Genomic DNA, 18,605 nt, shown 5'->3' on the forward strand with positions numbered 1-18,605 from the left:
CTCATTTTTAAGACCCTTACCGCTTCGCGGGGTCTTAAAAATGAGAAGGAAGATTATAGTACATTACGCTGAAGCGGACCGGCTGGAAGCCGGTGGCTTTAATCCCGTTTGTGGAAAGTAAAATCCGAGCAGGTTCACCGTAAATGCGAAGATATGATAAAGTGGCAGAGCGGTCAGCGCGACCTCGCGTCCCTTTTCCACGCCGTCGCTGATCATCTCCATGGTCTGTTCCATGTTCATCATCAGGTTGCCGTGGGTCAGCATTGCGCCTTTGGGCACGCCCGTGGTGCCGCCGGTATATTGCAGGCAGGCGATATCGTCGGGCGACAGTACGCTGGAATACCCTTCGACAGCGATGCTTTTGCGGGCGCTTTGCTGGTGTCCTGCCTCAATCGCATCGGGCAGACGGATATGGGGCAAGGTGATCGGGGCCAACGTGCGGTCCCAGTGTTTTTGCACCAGCCGCACGATACCGCGCGGCATGGCGGGGAAAAACTCGGCCACTTGGGTGACGATGATATTGGGAATGGGATGACCCTTGAGGGCTTGGGTCAGCTTGTCGGCAAAAATGTCCACCACAATCAGGGCCTGGGGTTCGGCATCCGCAAACTGGTGTGCCATTTCCTCGGCCGTATAGAGCGGATTGACGTTTACGACGACGCAGCCCGCCTTCAAGACCGCAAAGGCCGCCACCGGAAAGGACAGACCGTTGGGCATTTGGATCGCAACCCTGTCACCCTGCTTGAGACCCGCCGTTTCGCGCAGATAGACGGCGAGGCCATCTGACATCTCGTCAACCTGTTTGAAGGTAAGCGAGCCATTCATTCCGTTCGGCAGGCAGGCCGTAAACGCTGTCTTACCACTATAGAGGTGCGACGCAGCGCTCACCATGTCGCCGATGGTTCGGAACTGTGCGGCCTCAATCTCGGCGCGCATAGACGGACCGTAATACGCGGTCCACGGATGAATTGGCTGGCTCATAATCCCTCCCAAGATAATAGAAACATTCTACAGACTCATCGTGCGTATATGCAAAGATTTTCGCGACATGAAAGTTATTAAACGTCAAACTTTTATGGGTCTAAATATTTGAAAACCACACAACACCAACTTTTGATTTTAAACGCATGTTTTTTGCAGAATGAATTAAAGCAAGCCAAATTGGCAAGTAAGGCTTATCCCCTTTGCTCCGGCGGCACCTGATGTAGTGCGAAGCGGCTTGCCAATCTAGAGTGTTCTGGTATTGTTCTTCCCATGCCAGCCAGATGGAAAAACGACAAACCCATGTCCCGCCCCGCGTTCGACGCCAGGTTTTCTGATGAGGAAGCGTGTTCGCATTATCTGGTGGAACATCGTTGGCCTGAGGGCTTCGTCTGTCCTTCCTGTGGCACCTGCAAGGGCTGGCCGTTAAAGCGAAATCGCGCGACTTGGGAATGTGCCGGTTGCGCACGGCAGACATCCGTGACGGCTGGCACGGTAATGCACAGCAGCCATTTGCCGTTGCGAATTTGGTTTCTTGCCGCGCACATCATCACCAGCCATTCCAACGGCATGTCAGCGCTGCAACTTCAGGCGCAACTTGGCCTTGGCAGCTACAAGACGGGTCGCCATCGTCGCTCGGACCGATGGCGCTTCTCGGCGACCTCCTCTTGCAAAAGCTGCGGCGGTCGATGGTCAACCCTGACCGCAACCCCCTGAAAGACCTTGTCGAAATCGATGAAACAGAGATGCCGTTCCGGTCCCGGCATGATCCCGAGGACCGGCCAAAGGGTGGGCGGAGCCCGGTTGGAAAGATGTTTGTCGTCTGTGCCGTCGAGTTATCAAGTGACGGACATCCGCGCCGTATCAGGATGAAACACATTCCCGACGGCGCGTCAAAGACGCTGCACGGGTTCATTGGTCAGGCTGTTGAGCCTGGCGCTCACATCATCACGGACGGCTGGCTCGGTTACGAAAATCCGCCTGCAAACACGCATGAGGCGAAGGTCGTCAGCGGCAAAAAGGCACGCGACATACTCCACTGGGTCCACCGCGTGTTCTCCAACCTGAAAACGCGGGCAAAAGGCGTCTTCCACGGCCTCAGAAAGTGCCATCTGCAACGCTATCTTGACTAATTCGTGTTCCGCTGGAACCGACGGCGACACATGCGAAGCGGCTTCGACACGCTGCTAGGGATCGGTGTTGGTCTCGGGCCAGCGACATATCGTGATTTTGTTAAACAGCGCGCCTGAAGGCCCTCGTTCACGGCAAAAGCCACGCCCTATAAACCCACCAGACATTACAAACTGATCCGATCCGCCTCTAAAGCCACAAGGGCAAGATTCTGCGCCGCGTCAACATGTGGCGCAACCGGACTAAAAGGGATAAGCCTCTTGGCAAGTCATGATACAATTATCCTAAGACTACTTTTAAAGCATTTGGTTCAGACTGCGAGATACTGTCACCCAAGAGTGAATAGAGGGGGGCGGTTTGTTCCGTTTGATCTCACGGTGCACAGTCGAACGGTGCCTGCCGATCTCAGCAGTGATCCTGTCCACAGCCATCTTCGCACTCAATATGTCTTTCATTGTGCATCAGTTACGAATCCTGCTTTAAAAACACGGAATTATGACACTTCTAATCTACAGATGTGGGACATTCTAACTTTGCGGCTACACCGTCCAATACATCAAACCCTGTTATGTCAATCGAGTCAGCCTTGGAATGGGTGCGCCAACGATTGCTGGCGACACGTGCTGTGCAATAGGACGGCAATTGTAACTGCCAATCTGACGAAAAATCACGGCTTGCCTCCCTAGGACTTCACGCGCAGCGGGCTGGACAGCGTGGTGTTCCCACATCGCCAGCCGAAGCGCTGTCGCGCAGGAAGTTTCAACGCGGTTCATGCGGGCCGACCTTACTGCCGACAGCGCGATCCGGTTGTGGATATGACATTTTTCCGACGTCCCCAGCGGGCTCATGACGGACACTTGTGCTGCTCGCGCCAACACCGCGCGGCATCGCTCAGCACCATTCGTAGCTTTGACATGGTCAGCAGTGTGACAGGATGTGCTACGTCCAACTGGACAGTTGGATTCTATTCTGGTGGTAACGGTGAGGCTGGGTGAAACAGTGCCAAGAATTCTGCAAGAATTGTCCCTACGGCCACCAAAGAAACCACGGTGCTGCTGACAGATCCAAAGATTGCACAGCGCGATACACGGCGTTTGGCCTTTGGGGCATCGGTTGCTTCATTGTCTATTGGATCATCTGGTTACACGGGTAGGCCCTACTTTTCGCGTTGGAACTTAATGCGAAATTCCGACCCCACCAACGAAAACGCCGACCCAGTTGGATCGGCGTCACCGTTATGTATTTCACATCGTGTTAGTAGCGGTAGTGCTCGGGCTTGAACGGACCGTCTGGGGACACGCCGATATAAGCCGCTTGTTCCGCATCAAGTTTGGACAGCTTCACGCCAATGCGATCAAGATGCAGACGCGCAACTTTCTCGTCCAAATGTTTGGGCAGGATGTAAACGCCGGGCTGGTATTCGTCACCCTTGGTCCACAATTCGATCTGCGCGAGAACTTGATTGGTGAACGAAGCGGACATCACAAACGACGGGTGGCCCGTCGCATTGCCAAGGTTCAACAAACGTCCCTCGGACAACAGAATCAGGCGATGGCCATTCGGCATCTCGATCATGTCGACCTGTTCTTTGATGTTGGTCCACTTGTGGTTCTTCAGCGCTGCAACCTGAATTTCGTTGTCGAAGTGACCGATGTTACCGACGATCGCCATGTCTTTCATGCGGCGCATATGTTCGATACGGATCACGTCTTTGTTGCCCGTCGTGGTGACGAAAATATCAGCTGTTTCAACGACATCATCCAACGTCGTGACCTGAAATCCGTCCATCGCCGCCTGAAGTGCACAGATCGGGTCGACTTCGGTGACGATCACGCGTGCACCAGCACCAGACAGGGATGCAGCAGACCCTTTGCCGACATCGCCGTAACCCATCACGACGGCAACCTTACCGGCCATCATCGTATCTGTTGCACGTCGAATACCGTCGACCAGCGATTCCTTGCAGCCATACTTATTGTCGAACTTCGACTTGGTCACAGAATCGTTCACGTTGATCGCAGGAAACGGCAGCTCACCCTTCTTGTGCAGATCATACAGGCGGTGAACACCTGTCGTTGTTTCCTCGGACACGCCCTGAATGTCGGCTTTGGTCTTGGCGAACCAACCGGGTGTCTCTGCGATACGTTTTAGGATCTGCGCCTTGATTGCGACTTCCTCTTCGGACTGCGGCACAGGCAGCAGATCTTCGCCAGCTTCCATGCGCGCGCCGTACAAAATGTACAACGTAGCGTCGCCGCCATCGTCGAGGATCATGTTCGCGCCATCCGGGAATGCGAACGATTTGTCGAGGTAATCCCAATGCTCTTCCAGTGACTGGCCCTTGATCGCAAACACAGGCGTTCCGCCTTCAGCAATCGCTGCTGCCGCGTGGTCTTGCGTGGAAAAGATGTTGCAAGATGCCCAGCGCACATCTGCGCCAAGTTCTACCAAGGTCTCAATCAACACCGCTGTCTGGATCGTCATATGCAGCGATCCAACAATCCGCGCGCCTTTTAGCGGCTTGGTTGTGCCAAATTCGGTACGACACGCCATCAGGCCCGGCATTTCGGTTTCAGCAATGTCGAGTTCTTTGCGGCCAAATGCTGCAAGTGTAATGTCTTTAACTATGTAATCCTTGGCCATGGGCCGCACTCCTTACGATAAAATTCCACGTTTCATAGCATCGTCTTCTGGTCTCGACAATGCTGGTTGGGTCGCCTTAGGGTCGCGGTTCGATTGTGGAGAGTGGCCAATGAAACAACCCCGTGCGTGGCAGCGAATGTTGTCGGGTCGCAGATTAGATCTGCTGGACCCAACCCCGATGGATATTGAGATCGAAGATATTGCGCACGGGCTTGCCTTTGTTGCGCGTTGGAACGGGCAGACTGTAGGTGATTTCGCGTATTCTGTCGCCGAACACTCGCTACTGGTGGAAGATATATTTGCGCGAATGAATCCCAAAGCACCGATTAAATGGCGGCTCGCCGCGCTGCTGCACGACGCGCCGGAATACGTGATTGGTGATATGATCAGCCCCGTTAAGGCCGCCGTTGGACCCGGGTATGAAACACTTGATGACCGTTTGATGGCCGCGATTCACATTCGGTTCGGGCTGCCCGCTCAGGTACCGGTTGCGGTCAAGAAACAGATCAAGAAAGCCGATAAGATCAGCGCTTGGCTTGAGGCCGTTCAGATCGCAGGCTTTACCGTCGCCGAGGCTGACAAATTCTTTGGAAAGCCAGACCCTGACATTGCTGAAACCGCGCAAATTCGTCTGCGTGCGCCGATAGAAGTGCGTCACGATTTTACCCGTCGCCATGCCGAACTATTGAACCAGTTATGACGTTTGAAACTCGTAATATGAGGGGCGGTAACGCATCGCAAAACTGATCACTTTATGGTGCGCGGGCGCCCCTCAGGGAAAAACTGCCCGCGCGAACCCTACCAAAGATCACGGTATGGGTTGTGCGAAAATCTGGCTTGGGTCCGTTTGCGTTCATGGTCTGGCACGTAACGGTCCGCATGCGGTTTAAGGTGTTCAGGAATACCACCACGCCGTTTATTAAGCATCGCTGTGAACATTGCGTCTGCAAGTAAAGTAAGCATATCGGCCTCCATGCGATTTTCCCTAGTCAGGAAGAATTTATACGTGTTAGCCAAACTTTCAAATGAACTGGCATGACATCCCGTCCCTCGCTGCCCTTCGCGCGTTTGAATCTGCAGCACGGCACCGCAGTTTTTCATCTGCGGCGCGTGACCTCAATGTGACCCACGCTGCCATCGGACAGCACGTGCGCGCGCTTGAAGATCATTTCAGTCAATCGCTTATGCAGCGACAGGGGCGCGGCATGTCCGTCACGGCCGAGGGCCGCAAACTCGCTGATGCCCTGTCTGACGCCTTCGGTCTCATCGGGGTCGCGTCTAATGATCTGCTTGATCAGTCCAAAACCCGTCCTATCCGCGTTGCTCTTACGCCATCTTTGGCGACCAATTGGCTGATGCCGCGTATTGGCGCATTCTGGGACATGTACCCCGATATCGAGCTCGAACTGCTCCCCGCTGGAAAGCTTGTCGATTTGCGGCGTGACAATGTCGATGTCGCCCTGCGGTACGGAAAAGGCGGATGGACCGGCGCGAAAGTGACCAAACTGATGGCAGCCGGACACGTCGCAGTGGCAGCGCCAAACTACCTGAAAGACCGCACGGTTGATTGCCTTAGTGATCTGAAGGGCACGCGATGGTTGATGGGCCGATCACAAACCGAAGAACGGTTTTGGTTGGCTGCCAATAACATTGACCTTGAGCTGGAAAACGTCACCGTTTTTCAAACTGATCAATTGTCCCGCGAAGCTGCGCGCGCAGGCCTGGGCATCAGTGTCATACCTGCGCCGATTGCAGAACCACATATCGCCGCGGGAACCTTCATCGCCCTGTGTTATGAAGAAAACAGCGCCGCAGCCTATCACATTCTTACCCGCCCAGAAGTCGTGTCGCCACAACGCGATGTCTTTGTTCGGTGGCTGAAAGCTGAGGCCGCCATCTAGCAATATTCACAAGCTGTGTACGCAAAAGACCTGCCGATCATCGCCCTTAACGCGGACTACGTTTCGCCAAAATTCTTTGCAACGTGCGACGGTGCATATTCAAACGACGGGCTGTTTCAGACACATTGCGGTCGCATAACTCGTAGACGCGTTGGATGTGTTCCCAACGAACACGATCCGCACTCATCGGGTTTTCAGGCGCCGGTGGAAGCGCGCCTTCGGGCGTCAAAAGCGCGTTCATCACGTCAGCCGCGTCAGCAGGTTTTGACAGATAATCCGTGGCACCAATCTTCACCGCAGCCACGGCCGTTGCAATCGCGCCGTAGCCTGTCAAGACAACGATCCGGCTTTCAGGGCGGCGCTCGCGCAGGGTTTCAACCACATCAAGGCCAGTTCCGTCACCAAGTCGCAGGTCAACCACAGCGTATGCAGGCGGGCGTGCCGTCGCGATCGCTTTGCCAGCAGCCACGCTATCCGCTGTCTCTACTGAAAAACCGCGTTTTTCCATGGCTTTGGCGAGTCGACGTAAAAACGGTTCGTCGTCATCGACCAATAGCAAGGATGTGTCGTCGCCGATTGGTTGCAGATCCATAATTCGTCCTTCCAAGTTATCGTATGAACTAGCGCTCACACCCTGTCCGGTCAAATCGTCTGCTCAACCCGCCGCGTCAATAAAGCATGAAAGACTTTCTGCCATCTGCTCAGGTGTTACATCGCGGCGATAGAATTCCTGAAAACCCTGCTCCGGAAAGACGAGGTAGGACATCGTTGTATGGTCAACGAGGTAGAATTCGTCTTCGCTGTCTTGCTTGGCATAATAGGTTCGATACGCTTGTGACGCGGCCCGCACTTGCTCGGGTGACCCTGTCAGTCCAAGCATCCGGTCATGAAAATTGTCAGTGAAATCGCGCACCACGTCTACGGTGTCACGTTCCGGATCGATTGAGATAAAAACAGGCTTCACTTCAACGCCTTGCGCATCCAGAATATCAACCGCTTGTGCATTTCGCATGTTGTCTAGCGGGCAAACGTCGGGACAGAACGTGTAACCAAAATAGATCAACGTGGGGCCAGTAATTACATCCGTGTCGGTGACGGTTACACCGTTCTCATCGACCAGTTCAAACGGTCCACCAATTGCACCCCCTGCAGACTGGCTGGCGCGGCAATTGGCAAAGACATCATCACTTCCACCAAATTGGGTGGCTAGAAACGCACCGCCCAATAAAGCGACAACGACTGAACCAGCGGCGATTGCATAGGTCTTAGACATGATTGATATCCATACTTTGGGTCGCGATTGATCTGTAATTATGCGCACCATGTTAGAAGGGTAAGTCGCAAAAGTTAATTAGGGCATTATGGCGCAGATGGAACACGACGTATTTCAGAACGAAAAACGCAGCAATTGGGTGCGGGTCCGCACGCTCGCCCAGTTGCGTTGGTATGCTGTGGCAGGACAAATCGGTGCGGTTCTGGTCGCAACCTATATTTACCACCTCTCACTTGAGGTCGGGCTGATCGCCATGGTGATTGGCCTGCCTGTTCTCATGAACATCGTCTTTTATTTCGTTTACCCAGAAAGTCGTCGCCTGTCGGAAAGGGAGGCCGACCTGATGATCGGCTTCGACCTCGCGCAGCTTGGGGTGCTGTTGTATCTGACCGGCGGGCTGAACAATCCGTTCGCGTTGTTGATGCTTGCCCCTGTGACTGTCGCATCGACGATCCTTCCGCTGCGCAGCACGCTGATCCTTGGGGCAATCGCGTTGGGAATCGTGACGCTGCTGTGGTTCGTGAGCTTTCCAATCATGACGGCATCGGGTGAATCGCTAATTTTGCCCGACTTGTTTGTCTTTGGATTCTGGGTCGCGCTGGTCATCGGCGTCGTCTTCATCGGTATCTACGCCCGTCAAGTTACCCAAGAAACACTCTCTATGAGCGAGGCTTTGGTAGCAACGCAAATGGCCCTCGCACGGGAACAAAAACTGACCGACCTTGGTGGTGTTGTCGCCGCCGCCGCCCATGAACTTGGCACGCCCTTGGCGACCATCAAACTCGTGAGCAGCGAGTTGATTGATGAACTTGGTGATCAAGACGAGTTGCGCGAAGACGCGATTTTGATCCGTGAACAAGCGGATCGATGCCGCGACATCCTGCGTTCTATGGGGCGTGCCGGCAAAGAGGACCTTTTGATGCGCCAAGCGCCCATCGAGACCGTCGTGAGAGAGGCGAGCGAGCCACATCTTGGACGCGGCAAGATCGTCAAATTTGAGACTATTCCACCTAAAAATGATGAATCTCGTCAGCCAGACATTTTTAGGCGGCCAGAGATCATTCATGGAATCCGCAATTTCGTTCAGAACGCCGTGGATTTCGCACAAAACGCAGTCTTGGTTGAAATCAGCTGGACCGACGACATCATCAGCCTTCGGATCAGCGACGATGGCCCCGGCTTTCCGAATTCGGTTCTTGGACGTATTGGTGAACCGTTTGTACGACGGCGACGTTCCCAAGAAGGACGCGTGCGGCGCCCCGGATATGAAGGCATGGGGCTTGGTCTGTTTATTGCCAAGACGCTTTTGGAACGATCTGGCGCAACGCTGAATTTCGCAAACGGCAGCGCGCGCGCGGTTTCTGGACATCGTGGCGGCGCAATCGTAACGGTAAAATGGCCGCGTGCCAGCGTCGAAGCGCGAGCAGAAACATCCCGTGGCGCGCTGGGTGACAATACGTTGATTACCTGAGTATTAACCGACAGTTAATCTAATAGACGCATCTTGAAAGGTTCTGTCGCAAACTTTTGGGATCTTTCGTTTGTTGGCTGATTTTGCGACATGGTTCTCAAACAAGCAAGCAACAGGGTGTATCGGATGTCGGTTGATTTCAAGGGAGCCCATTATCCTAAGAGCGTAATCCTGTACGCGGTTTATTTCTATGTGCGATATGGAGTTTCCTATCGCGACCTGGAAGAAATCATGGAGGAGCGTGGGGCTGAAGTTGACCATGCAACCTTGAACCGTTGGGTGGTTAAGTTTGGGCCACTGATGGCGATACAAGCGCAGTCCCGCAAGAAGCCAACCGCCGTATCTTGGCGCATGGATGAAACCTACATCAAGGTTAAGGGACGGTGGACCTACTATTACCGGGCGGTCGACAACACAGGAAAACCCTTGATTTCATGCTGTCTGAGCGTCGCGACAAGGCTGCGGCCCGTCGGTTTTTCAAGCGCGCGATTGGCACGAATGGCGTGCCTGACCGTGTCGTTATCGACAAGAGCGGCGCCAATCTGGCGGGTCTGCAAAGAGCCGTGTTGCATGGATGTGGCGAAGTCCAAGATTGCCCTTACCCATAATTCAGGTCATGCAACAGCCTCGTACTTGGCACGGCCAAGCCCGTTCATTTTGTTGAGAATGTTAGTCCCAATCCTGACTTCAGTTTTTTGGTTTGGAAAGTTCCGAGCTTTCAGTTTGGGGCCGATGACCATCTTCCAGCGGCCTATTTGTGCTTCGCCTCGGCTCCGGTGATTGTAGCCGCTGCTAACTTGCCATGCCAGGCGCCCTTTGTCTCGAATCTCCGCGATGTGTTTATCTCGGGGCGTTGGATCACGGGCAGCATCGAGGCTGAGAACGGCCGTGATCGGAGGCGGGATTACAATCTCTATCGCTTCACCAAAACGGTCCACAAGCAGATCGCTGGTAGGATCGCCATCATAGGCGCCATCTGCCAAAAAGCGGCTAACAGGAGCGTCAATTTGATCGAGAAGTTCGGGCAAAGCAGTTGGGTCGCCCACGTTGTCTTTTGTCAAATCGGAGCAAACGATATCTCCAGTTGTGATATCCAGTCCAAGGTGCAGCTTGCGCCACGACTTACGTTTGGGCTTTGTTTTATGCTTGTTCTGCAACCATTCGCCTTCACCAAATATCTTCAGACCCGTACTATCAACAACTAATTCGATTGGGCCGGCCCTTTGGGCTTTGGATTTTTCTGGTATGCTGAGCCCCGCACCTCTCCGCGAGAGGGTCGAGAAATCCGGAATGGGAACATCCAGTCCCATAAGCCGCGCCAAACTGCCGACCAATCCTTGCGTCTGCCGCAAAGGTTGTTTGAAAACCATACCCAGCGTCAGGCATACTGATATGGCCATATCAGAGAATGTCGGTTGGCCGCCTGGCGTCTGCCGTTTGTCGGCAAGCCACTTATCTGCAACCTCAGGGCTCAACCAAATTATCACATCCCCGCGCTGACGCAGGCCTTGATTGTACACTCGCCAGTTGGTGACCTTCTGTCGCTTCTTTTCAAACTTGTGGCGGCGGAAAGCGTTGAATTTGTGCGGCATCATGAATATCCAAGTCGTTAGCAAGCTGGGTGTATAGCAGACCCGCTGGGGTCCATGCAACAACGCCGAATGCTGCCATGACGTTGCGCACCAACCCTCCGTTATCATCCTGATTGACGCTGGATTCTCACCGTGATTGTCGCGCTACAGCCGATGCTGCCTGCACCTCGACTGCACGGCCACCGACAACCTGGCGCATGACCGGATCAAGGGCCAGTCGGTCTGCGTCGTTGACGTCCTCGTAGCCCGCAAGCAGACCATAGACCGATTGTCGAAAAATCCCCCCGAGCCGGTGAACGGTTTTCTTGCCCCGGCGGTTGTTATTGAGCGCACCCGACGCAAGATTAGACAATCCGAGCACGTCATCCAACTCGCGCATCACCAGCAAACCGCCATCGGAACTGAGCTGCGTGCCAAGAAATTTCAGCCGCACCCGCGGTCAAAACCAAGCCGCCCATCACCCGTTTTGCCTGCACCCTCTGGGTGATCCATAATCCGCAAACTCCGGCCCAATTAACATGCTGAAATAAAACACATTACTGGCAATCAGAGGCGCGAAAACGTCGAGTTACTTGGGGAATGCGGGTTAACATGCTCGGGGAATATGATTTCTCTGAAGAAAAGCTCAAAGATACCCTCAGAATACTGCCCCCGAAAAAGGCAGCATAAAATCAGTGCAAAAATGGGGGATGTAAAAACAAGAAAAACCCAGTCAATCCAATGTCATACCGCAAACGCTATGTCGGGTTTCGTACCTTTATGCTAAGGAACCCAATTGCGCCGCATCCTTGGCGTTGCGCGCCATCAGTTGTTGCCTTTTGTCGGCGGGATGCCGTCCCGCAAAGATCTGATGGGCGAGCTTCCAGCGGCAGTAACTGATATGCTGATGACTCCGCCACCTTTTCGCCCCGGCGGCAACGGTGGTGCCTGATCAACTTTGGGACATGATGCTTTAGCTCAATCCAGCGCGCGAAAGCATTGCATGTAGCAATACCTCACACCCCGCCGCTAGATCTTCGGGTGAGGCGTATTCATCGATATTGTGACTGATGCCGTCGCGGCACGGCACAAATATCATTGTGGTCGGGACCATTGCAGCGATGTTGGAGGCATCATGCAACGCGCCGCTAGCGATTTTCCGGTTGGTGAATCCCAATTCGTCCGCCGCATTTTGCACTGCCGCGATGCAATCAGCATCAAATTCGCGCGGGGGGACCGACAACCGCCGTGATACCACCGCTGTGCAGCCATATTGCGCGGCTTTTCTCTGGCATTGGTCAGTACAGGCTGCCTGCAAGCGCTCCAATACCTCGATATCGGGATGGCGTATGTCGATGACGAACTCCACGGCGCCCACAATCGTGCTTGGCCCGTCTGTTGCTGGAACAAGTCGGCCAACGCTGACCCGTGCTTCGGAGCCCTCAGACCGTCCGGCATCGTTGATTGCAACCAGCATCGCCGCAGCTGCAAGCAACGCGTCGCGACGCCCATCAAGGGGCGTGGTGCCTGCGTGTCCGTCCATACCGGTCACCGCAACATCCAGCCACTGCAAACCCTGAACCGCAGTAACAACTCCGACCTGAACGCCTGCGTTCTCTAATACAGGCCCCTGTTCAATATGCAGTTCGAAAAACGAATCCATCGGCAGATCGGCCGGGCGCATAACCCCGAGCCAGCCGCTGCGCGCGGCTTCGTCCGCAAAGCCCACGCCGTCGGCTGCGCGAATACCGTCAAGCGTGACGTCATCGATCGCGCCTGCGTACCAGTTCGACCCCAGCAACCCCGGCGCGAAACGCACGCCCTCCTCGTTGGTCCAATTGATAACGGCCAGTGGCGCGTCGGTTTCCACTCCCGCGTCGTTCAGCGCCTCCACCACCTCCAGCGCCGCCAACACGCCTGAAATGCCGTCAAATCGTCCGCCATGTGGTTGCGTATCAAGATGACTTCCCGCCGCCACAATCGCCCTGTCCGGCTCGCGCCCGCGACGAACCGCGAACATGTTCCCTGCTCGATCACTGTGTAGCACCAGACCTGCATCACGACACCAACCGGCAAACAGATTGCGCGCCTGCGTGTCTTCATCCGAAAGCGCCAGACGACAGTTGCCAGTCTCCCCGATCGCACCTATTTGGGCCAGCTGCATGTGACGTGCCCACAGCCGTCCGGAATTGATCGGGATGGCGTTTCTGCCACGCGTTACATCACTCACAAGCTGCGCTCCTTGCGACCTGACACCAGTTGCGACACCATCAGCGCCAGCACCAGTGCGCCGCCATAAAACAAATCCTGAACGAAAGTGCGAAACCCCAGCACGGACAACCCGTTGATACCGGTCACTAGAAAATAGACGGCAATGACGGCCCCCCACGGATTGAACCGTCCCGGTTTTATGCAAGTCGCCCCGAGAAATGCCGCGGCAAAAGCAGGCAGTAACAGAAACGTACCGGAACTGGGATTGGCGGATCCGGTGGTGCCTGTATAGAGAATGCCGGCGATGGCACCCATTATACCCGACAAAACGAATGCCGTCAGCCGTACCCGCCCCACCGCAACCCCTGTCAGACGCCCCACCTCGCGCCCGCGACCAGTGAACAGCAATTGCTGCCCGAAAGCGGTATAGCCCAGCATGTACCAGATCAGAACGGCCAGCATCATCGCATAGTAAAAGGCTATGGGAATGCCAAACACCCGCTGGATGATCACCCATTCCATCAGCATCGGAGATACACCGGAAATTGTCTGCGAATTACCGATCCACAGAGTCACACCATGCAGAAACGTGCCAACACCCAATGTCACAATCAGAGAATTCACCCGAAAGTAGAGCGTGATCGCGCCGTTAATAAACCCGATCAACGCCCCGATGGCCAACGCAATGGGGATCACAATCAGCAGCGGCACATCCATACGCGCATCCATGAGGGCCGTGCTCATCGACACAAGTGTCAGCACCTGCGCGATAGACAGGTCAAAATCACCCGCCGTGAGTGGAATAATCAGACCCAACGTGACAATTACCAACACCGCCTCTGATCCGAAAATTGTGGAAAAGTTCGACCATGTCAGAAAGGTATCCGGACGCATCACCCCGAAAAGCGCAATAAAGCCAATCCAGACGATCACCAGCCCGAACCGTTCGAACTGATACTTCCAATCAAGCTGCTGCATGGCTGACCGCTCCCTCGTAGCACGCTTTGGCGATTGCGACCTTGTTCACGTCATCACCTGTTAATTCGGCTTTGATCCGGCCCCGGTCGAAGACCAACACCCGATGCGCAATCGCCTCCAGCTGGTCGAATTCGGAGGTGGCGCAAATCACCGCGCCGCCCTGCGCGCTAACTTCGGCCAAGCGGTTATAGATTTCCTGTCGCGCACCAACATCGATACCCTGCGTTGGCTCGTCCAGCAAAACCAGTTGCGGCTGTAGTTGCAGCCATTTGCCAAGCACCAGCTTTTGCTGGTTGCCCCCCGACAACTCCGATGCCACTTGCCTAGGATGATTGGCCTTGACCGCGAAATGTTTCAGCAGATCGGCGGTTTCCCGGAACAGTCTGTCGTGTCGCAGAAACACGCTGCGCCCCAATAACGGCAACATCGCGTTTTCCGTCAGCATAAGATCGGGTACGATACCCAGTCGTTGCCGGTCAGCAGGAATAAAAACAATGCGCGCCGTGATGGCCTCAGCCGGGCGCATTGTCGTGAGATCAAAATCACGCCCGTCCAGCGTCAAAGTGCCTGACTCTGCCCGCTCGGCACCCGCCAACAGCAACGGCACCGCATCGTGGCCAGCACCGATCAGACCCGTCAGGCCCAGAATCTCACCAGGCTGGACCGAAAGGGATACATCAACCAGCCGACGGCCCGTCAATTTGCTCACCCGCGCAATCGCTGGCGCTCTGACAAGCGTGGAAACCCGACGTTTCCCGGAAACAGCCCGACCGACGATGGCATGCACCAGCGTATCGCGGTCCGTCGTTGCCGTGTCGAAAACACCGATCACCTTACCATCGCGCAGAACAGTAGACCGGTCCGTTATTTCCAGCACTTCGTCGATATCATGGCTGACAAAGATGATCGCAACGCCGCTTTGCTTGAGCTGTCGAATAATCGTAAACAACGCGGCTACATCTTTTTGTGGCAGAAACGGCGTCGGTTCATCCAGCACCAGTACCCCCCCAGCGCCATGGTCGCGGTGTTCGCGCACCCGATCGGCGGCCCGCACAATGGCAAGCTGCGCGCGCTCTACCGGCGACAGGTCGGCAACGGTCTGATCGGGCGACAGGTTCAGCTTGTATTCAGCGAACAGATCGCGCGCGCGATCCGCCTCGGCCCGCCAGTTGATCCGCCACGGGTTCAGCCGCTCGTGATCCCCCGCAATAAGATTTTCCAGCACGCTCGCCTCTGTCAGCAGGCCAAGGTTCTGATGCACAAACGCCAGCCCATGCGCCTCGCTGCGCCCTAACGGCATCGGCAGCGCAACAGCGCGGCCATCAATCACCAACGCGCCACCATTGGGTGCATGAAAGCCTGAAAGCACCTTGATCATGGTCGATTTGCCCGACCCGTTGGTGCCCAACAGCCCATGCACTTCGCCCGGCATGATGCAAAGGTCGGCTGCATCAAGCGCGCAGACCCCGCCAAAGGTTTTGGTTACGCCCCGCACCTGTAGGCGCGGGGCGTCATTCGTCCTCACTCGTCCAACATCCAAAGCGTGCGGTAACCCTGCACATAAGCATCGCCGTATCCCATCGCCGGATCTGCAGGTTCGCCGACTTCGGCAATGTTTTCTGACGTAAATACCCGCAAGGGCACCTTGCTGTCGGTAATCGGCGCGAAACCGCACAATAGACGCATTTCGGCGTCCAGCATTGCATGCGCAATCCAATCAAGGTTCTCTCCAATGTCCATTTCCACCGTACCTTCGCGGATCAGGTCGAGCACAAAGGGCGTACCGTTGAAAGTGACCACCTTGACGCTGTCGCGTTTGCCTGCAATTGCGATGGCAGGTGTTACAAAGGTCGACATGCTATCGTAGATCGGGATGACATAGTTGATCCCCGCATCTGCTTGCAGTCTGCCCTGTACCGTCGGCTGTATTTTGGTTGCCCAATCCACAATCGGCACATTGACGATATCAAATTTACAGTCCGGGCAATTTTCCGCGAAGGCTTCTGTCAAACCGTCGGTCAGGCTGTCAGTCGAAAGCGCCTCGTTTGAAACCAAGATGAGGGCGTTCACCTTCCCACCGGTCTGCGCAATGGTCCAGTCTGCCATTAGCTTACCCGCTTGCTTGTAGTCGATGGCGGTATTGCCGTCCACGCCCGCGGGTGCCGCCAGTTCAAGTCCGGTCAGGTGAGAGCTGACAACCTTCAACCCCTTGCCCTGCGCCGCTTTGACCTGTGGTTCAAAGAACCGCGGATCTGCTCCAGCCAGTAGGGAAATTAAACCAAACCCATTGTTCCCGGCATATTCCATGCCTTGAATCCACTGGGTTGGATTGCCTTGATTCTCCCATTGCTCATGCTTGAACCCAAGCGTTTCAGCTAGCTTGCTCTTTAGATCGGCAATGGTCTTGATGAATGGAATGGCACTGGAAGCGGGGATCGTCAGGATCGACTGGCCCGCCATGCAGGTCTTTGCATCAAAGGGCTCTCCGGGTGCCACGAAATCAGGGATGCCGGAATAGGTGTCGATATTGGCCTGTGCGTTTGCCACGCCGTCTTGCGCCAGTGCGGGCATCGCTGTCGCAAGCAACACTGCCGACATCATCGCGGTAGTTTTTAGGGTCCGTCTCATGTTCGTTTCTCCGAAATTGTTGGTTATGGTTTGGTCCTGCCCAACGCGCCCGCTTCTAACTGGCGGCGCGCAATTTTTCTGTGGCTTCATTATCCACCGTGGTTCCGTCGCGGATCACCACGCCGTATTTGCTCTTTGCGGCCTGATCGTCTATCAACCCGTCCAGAACATCATCCAGAACGGCCTGCGGTGAGCGCAGCATCGGGTTGCCATACCCGCCGCCACATGGGCCATAGGCGGTGATGCGGTCACCCTTCTTCAACTGGCGATAGGGAATTTTGGAGGGCAGCGCCTCGACCTTGCCGTTGGCGCGGATCAGATCGACATTGGCGGGTGATCCGTCCGACCCCCCAGCAAAGCCCCAGGGGTTGAACCGCTGGCCATCCCCTTCGACAGACACGGCACCGTCCTCAAGCAGTTCAAACGAACGGATTGATCCGATGCCGCCGCGCCATTGGCCCGGTCCGGCAACTTTCTCGCGCAGTTCGTAATTTAGGACCCGCAGTGGCAGATGGCTTTCGATATCCTCGACTGGATTGTTGCGGGTGTTGGCATAAAGCGTATCGACTGCGTCCATCCCGTCCTTGCCGTAGCGACCGCCATAGGCACCTTCCATGATTTCCATATGAACCCAGGGACCGGCATTTGTGGTTCCAGAAAACGCCATGACTCGCAGGTTGCCGATGCCCGCACTAACCTGTTGCGGCACGGCAGGTGCTATAGCCTTCATCACCGTGTCGGCCAAGGCATTACCGGGACAGAACCGTGCAATGACAGGTGCCGGAAAAACCGGATTGGCCAGACATCCCTTGGGGGCGAAAATCGTGATCGGGCGGGTCAAACCTGAATTCTGTGGGATCGTCCCGAAACTGTCACTGTCCAGCAGAATCGAGCGCAACGTCAGCCAGACAGCGCAATCCACAGTCCCGACTAGTGGCATGTTGATGGGCTTGTTGGGCGTCTGCGGGGCTGTACCCGTCAGATCGACATGCATATCGGACCCCTTGACAGTCAATGTCACTTCTATCGGAAGCTCCTTGAGGGCCGGATCATCGCTATCAAGATAACCGTCGATATACGTGCGGGCGTTGTATTTGCCGTCAGGGATCGCGGCAATCGCGCTGCGCATCATCTTTTCGGAATAATCCAGCAGGTCCTCATAGGCACCTGTGACCGTTTCCAGACCGTATTGGTCCAACAGAGCGCTGTAGCGGTCCGCACCAATCCGCGCGGCGGCGACCTGCGCTTCCATGTCACCAACAACCAGATCGGCAATGCGGATATTACTGCGCAGGATTTGCCAGACCGGCTCCACCTTCCTGCCTGCATCATAGACCCGCACGGCTTTGAATTGCAGCCCCTCGGCATAGCAATCCACCGCATCTACGATCCCGCAACTGCCCGGCGTCAGCGCGCCGATGTCTAGATGGTGTGCCGTGGTGACGGAAAATCCCGCGAGGACATTGCGGTAGAATATTGGCACGATGAACCCAACATCCGGTCCGTGGGACGCGCCGCCGTAGGCATCATTGTGCATAAACACATCACCCGGCCTGATCGTATCACCGCGACCGGCCAGTTCGCGTAAAACACCCTCGATATAGCCCGGTATCGGCCCCGATTGTAGCGGCGTTGACATGGTACATTCACACAACTGCCGCCCCGTGGCGTCGGTCAGCGCCGTGCCAAAATCTTCGGACTCGCGGATGATGCTGGAATAGCTCATCCGCATCAGCTTGTGACCCATCTCGATAGCGATGTTTTCAAGTGCGCCGTGGATTACAGCGGCAAGGAAAGGATCAATTCTAGTCTGCATC

General features: G+C 55.3%; 15 protein-coding genes and 4 pseudogenes. 5 read left to right on the forward strand and 14 right to left on the reverse strand.

Annotated features, from left to right (window positions below; genetic code table 11):
- Positions 1-63: 63 nt before the first annotated feature.
- Positions 64-981 (reverse strand): AMP-binding protein, encoded by a 918-nt coding sequence (locus tag OA238_RS23065; RefSeq protein WP_245581378.1) that lies wholly within the window; start codon positions 979-981, stop codon positions 64-66.
- A 273-nt stretch (positions 982-1,254) separates the two neighbouring features.
- Here OA238_RS23065 and OA238_RS23070 point away from each other — a divergent pair.
- Positions 1,255-2,231, forward strand: a pseudogene (locus tag OA238_RS23070) (IS1595 family transposase).
- Positions 2,232-2,471: 240 nt separating this feature from the next.
- Here OA238_RS23070 and OA238_RS35270 read toward each other — a convergent pair.
- From OA238_RS35270 to ahcY, 3 genes and pseudogenes are all read right to left on the reverse strand, one after another.
- A pseudogene (locus OA238_RS35270) lies at positions 2,472-2,567 on the reverse strand (helix-turn-helix domain-containing protein); the annotation flags it as partial.
- Between the two features lie 111 nt (positions 2,568-2,678).
- Entirely contained in the window at positions 2,679-2,990 is a 312-nt protein-coding gene (locus OA238_RS35275; protein WP_015497071.1) for an extensin family protein, read from the reverse strand.
- Between the two features lie 376 nt (positions 2,991-3,366).
- Entirely contained in the window at positions 3,367-4,755 is a 1,389-nt protein-coding gene (gene ahcY / locus OA238_RS23075) for an adenosylhomocysteinase (protein ID WP_015497072.1), read from the reverse strand.
- Positions 4,756-4,864: 109 nt separating this feature from the next.
- On the opposite strand from ahcY, the gene OA238_RS23080 reads away from it, so the two are divergent.
- Positions 4,865-5,455, forward strand: coding sequence for an HD domain-containing protein (locus OA238_RS23080; RefSeq protein ID WP_015497073.1), 591 nt, complete (start codon positions 4,865-4,867; stop codon positions 5,453-5,455).
- Positions 5,456-5,553: 98 nt separating this feature from the next.
- Here the strand turns inward: OA238_RS23080 and OA238_RS33105 are convergent, their stop codons facing one another.
- Positions 5,554-5,718, reverse strand: coding sequence for a hypothetical protein (locus tag OA238_RS33105; protein ID WP_187293103.1), 165 nt, complete (start codon positions 5,716-5,718; stop codon positions 5,554-5,556).
- Positions 5,719-5,780: 62 nt separating this feature from the next.
- On the opposite strand from OA238_RS33105, the gene OA238_RS23085 reads away from it, so the two are divergent.
- Positions 5,781-6,656, forward strand: coding sequence for a LysR substrate-binding domain-containing protein (locus tag OA238_RS23085; protein ID WP_015497074.1), 876 nt, complete (start codon positions 5,781-5,783; stop codon positions 6,654-6,656).
- A gap of 46 nt (positions 6,657-6,702) precedes the next feature.
- Here the strand turns inward: OA238_RS23085 and OA238_RS23090 are convergent, their stop codons facing one another.
- Both OA238_RS23090 and OA238_RS23095 read right to left on the reverse strand, forming a co-directional pair.
- Complete coding sequence (locus OA238_RS23090; RefSeq protein WP_015497075.1) at positions 6,703-7,248, reverse strand: ActR/PrrA/RegA family redox response regulator transcription factor; 546 nt, start codon at positions 7,246-7,248, stop codon at positions 6,703-6,705.
- A 63-nt stretch (positions 7,249-7,311) separates the two neighbouring features.
- Positions 7,312-7,929: an SCO family protein gene (locus OA238_RS23095; RefSeq protein WP_044037462.1), complete on the reverse strand. Its 618-nt coding sequence runs from the start codon at positions 7,927-7,929 to the stop codon at positions 7,312-7,314.
- Between the two features lie 88 nt (positions 7,930-8,017).
- On the opposite strand from OA238_RS23095, the gene regB reads away from it, so the two are divergent.
- On the forward strand, positions 8,018-9,400 hold the full coding sequence (gene regB, locus OA238_RS23100; protein ID WP_015497077.1) for a sensor histidine kinase RegB: 1,383 nt from the start codon (positions 8,018-8,020) through the stop codon (positions 9,398-9,400).
- 126 nt (positions 9,401-9,526) lie between these two features.
- A pseudogene (locus OA238_RS23105) lies at positions 9,527-9,957 on the forward strand (IS6 family transposase); the annotation flags it as partial.
- A 57-nt stretch (positions 9,958-10,014) separates the two neighbouring features.
- Here OA238_RS23105 and OA238_RS23110 read toward each other — a convergent pair.
- The 7 genes and pseudogenes from OA238_RS23110 to OA238_RS23140 form a co-directional block, all read right to left on the reverse strand.
- On the reverse strand, positions 10,015-10,995 hold the full coding sequence (locus OA238_RS23110; RefSeq protein WP_015497078.1) for an IS5 family transposase: 981 nt from the start codon (positions 10,993-10,995) through the stop codon (positions 10,015-10,017).
- A gap of 145 nt (positions 10,996-11,140) precedes the next feature.
- A pseudogene (locus OA238_RS23115) lies at positions 11,141-11,484 on the reverse strand (transposase); the annotation flags it as partial.
- A 460-nt stretch (positions 11,485-11,944) separates the two neighbouring features.
- Complete coding sequence (locus tag OA238_RS23120; RefSeq protein WP_051076562.1) at positions 11,945-13,201, reverse strand: allantoate amidohydrolase; 1,257 nt, start codon at positions 13,199-13,201, stop codon at positions 11,945-11,947.
- Positions 13,198-14,160 (reverse strand): ABC transporter permease, encoded by a 963-nt coding sequence (locus OA238_RS23125; RefSeq protein WP_015497081.1) that lies wholly within the window; start codon positions 14,158-14,160, stop codon positions 13,198-13,200. The genes OA238_RS23120 and OA238_RS23125 overlap by 4 nt, the downstream gene beginning before the upstream one ends.
- Positions 14,147-15,685, reverse strand: a complete 1,539-nt coding sequence (locus tag OA238_RS23130) for a sugar ABC transporter ATP-binding protein (protein ID WP_044037464.1) — start codon at positions 15,683-15,685, stop codon at positions 14,147-14,149. Before OA238_RS23130 ends, OA238_RS23125 begins: the two co-directional genes overlap by 14 nt.
- On the reverse strand, positions 15,682-16,788 hold the full coding sequence (locus OA238_RS23135; protein ID WP_015497083.1) for a sugar ABC transporter substrate-binding protein: 1,107 nt from the start codon (positions 16,786-16,788) through the stop codon (positions 15,682-15,684). Before OA238_RS23135 ends, OA238_RS23130 begins: the two co-directional genes overlap by 4 nt.
- 55 nt (positions 16,789-16,843) lie before the next feature.
- Positions 16,844-18,604 (reverse strand): hydantoinase B/oxoprolinase family protein, encoded by a 1,761-nt coding sequence (locus tag OA238_RS23140; protein ID WP_015497084.1) that lies wholly within the window; start codon positions 18,602-18,604, stop codon positions 16,844-16,846.
- Position 18,605: the final 1 nt, after the last annotated feature.

The sequence above is a fragment of the Octadecabacter arcticus 238 genome (assembly GCF_000155735.2).
GTDB lineage: Bacteria > Pseudomonadota > Alphaproteobacteria > Rhodobacterales > Rhodobacteraceae > Octadecabacter > Octadecabacter arcticus.

Excerpts from the sequence above, each read along its gene's own strand:
- OA238_RS23065 (WP_245581378.1), bottom strand. The coding sequence starts at position 981 with ATGAGCCAGCCAATTCATCCGTGGACCGCGTATTACGGTCCGTCTATG.
- ahcY (WP_015497072.1), bottom strand. The coding sequence starts at position 4,755 with ATGGCCAAGGATTACATAGTTAAAGACATTACACTTGCAGCATTTGGC.
- OA238_RS23080 (WP_015497073.1), top strand. The coding sequence starts at position 4,865 with ATGAAACAACCCCGTGCGTGGCAGCGAATGTTGTCGGGTCGCAGATTA.
- OA238_RS33105 (WP_187293103.1), bottom strand. The coding sequence starts at position 5,718 with ATGCTTACTTTACTTGCAGACGCAATGTTCACAGCGATGCTTAATAAA.
- OA238_RS23085 (WP_015497074.1), top strand. The coding sequence starts at position 5,781 with ATGAACTGGCATGACATCCCGTCCCTCGCTGCCCTTCGCGCGTTTGAA.
- OA238_RS23090 (WP_015497075.1), bottom strand. The coding sequence starts at position 7,248 with ATGGATCTGCAACCAATCGGCGACGACACATCCTTGCTATTGGTCGAT.
- OA238_RS23095 (WP_044037462.1), bottom strand. The coding sequence starts at position 7,929 with ATGTCTAAGACCTATGCAATCGCCGCTGGTTCAGTCGTTGTCGCTTTA.
- regB (WP_015497077.1), top strand. The coding sequence starts at position 8,018 with ATGGCGCAGATGGAACACGACGTATTTCAGAACGAAAAACGCAGCAAT.
- OA238_RS23110 (WP_015497078.1), bottom strand. The coding sequence starts at position 10,995 with ATGATGCCGCACAAATTCAACGCTTTCCGCCGCCACAAGTTTGAAAAG.
- OA238_RS23125 (WP_015497081.1), bottom strand. The coding sequence starts at position 14,160 with ATGCAGCAGCTTGATTGGAAGTATCAGTTCGAACGGTTCGGGCTGGTG.
- OA238_RS23135 (WP_015497083.1), bottom strand. The coding sequence starts at position 16,788 with ATGAGACGGACCCTAAAAACTACCGCGATGATGTCGGCAGTGTTGCTT.
- OA238_RS23140 (WP_015497084.1), bottom strand. The coding sequence starts at position 18,604 with ATGCAGACTAGAATTGATCCTTTCCTTGCCGCTGTAATCCACGGCGCA.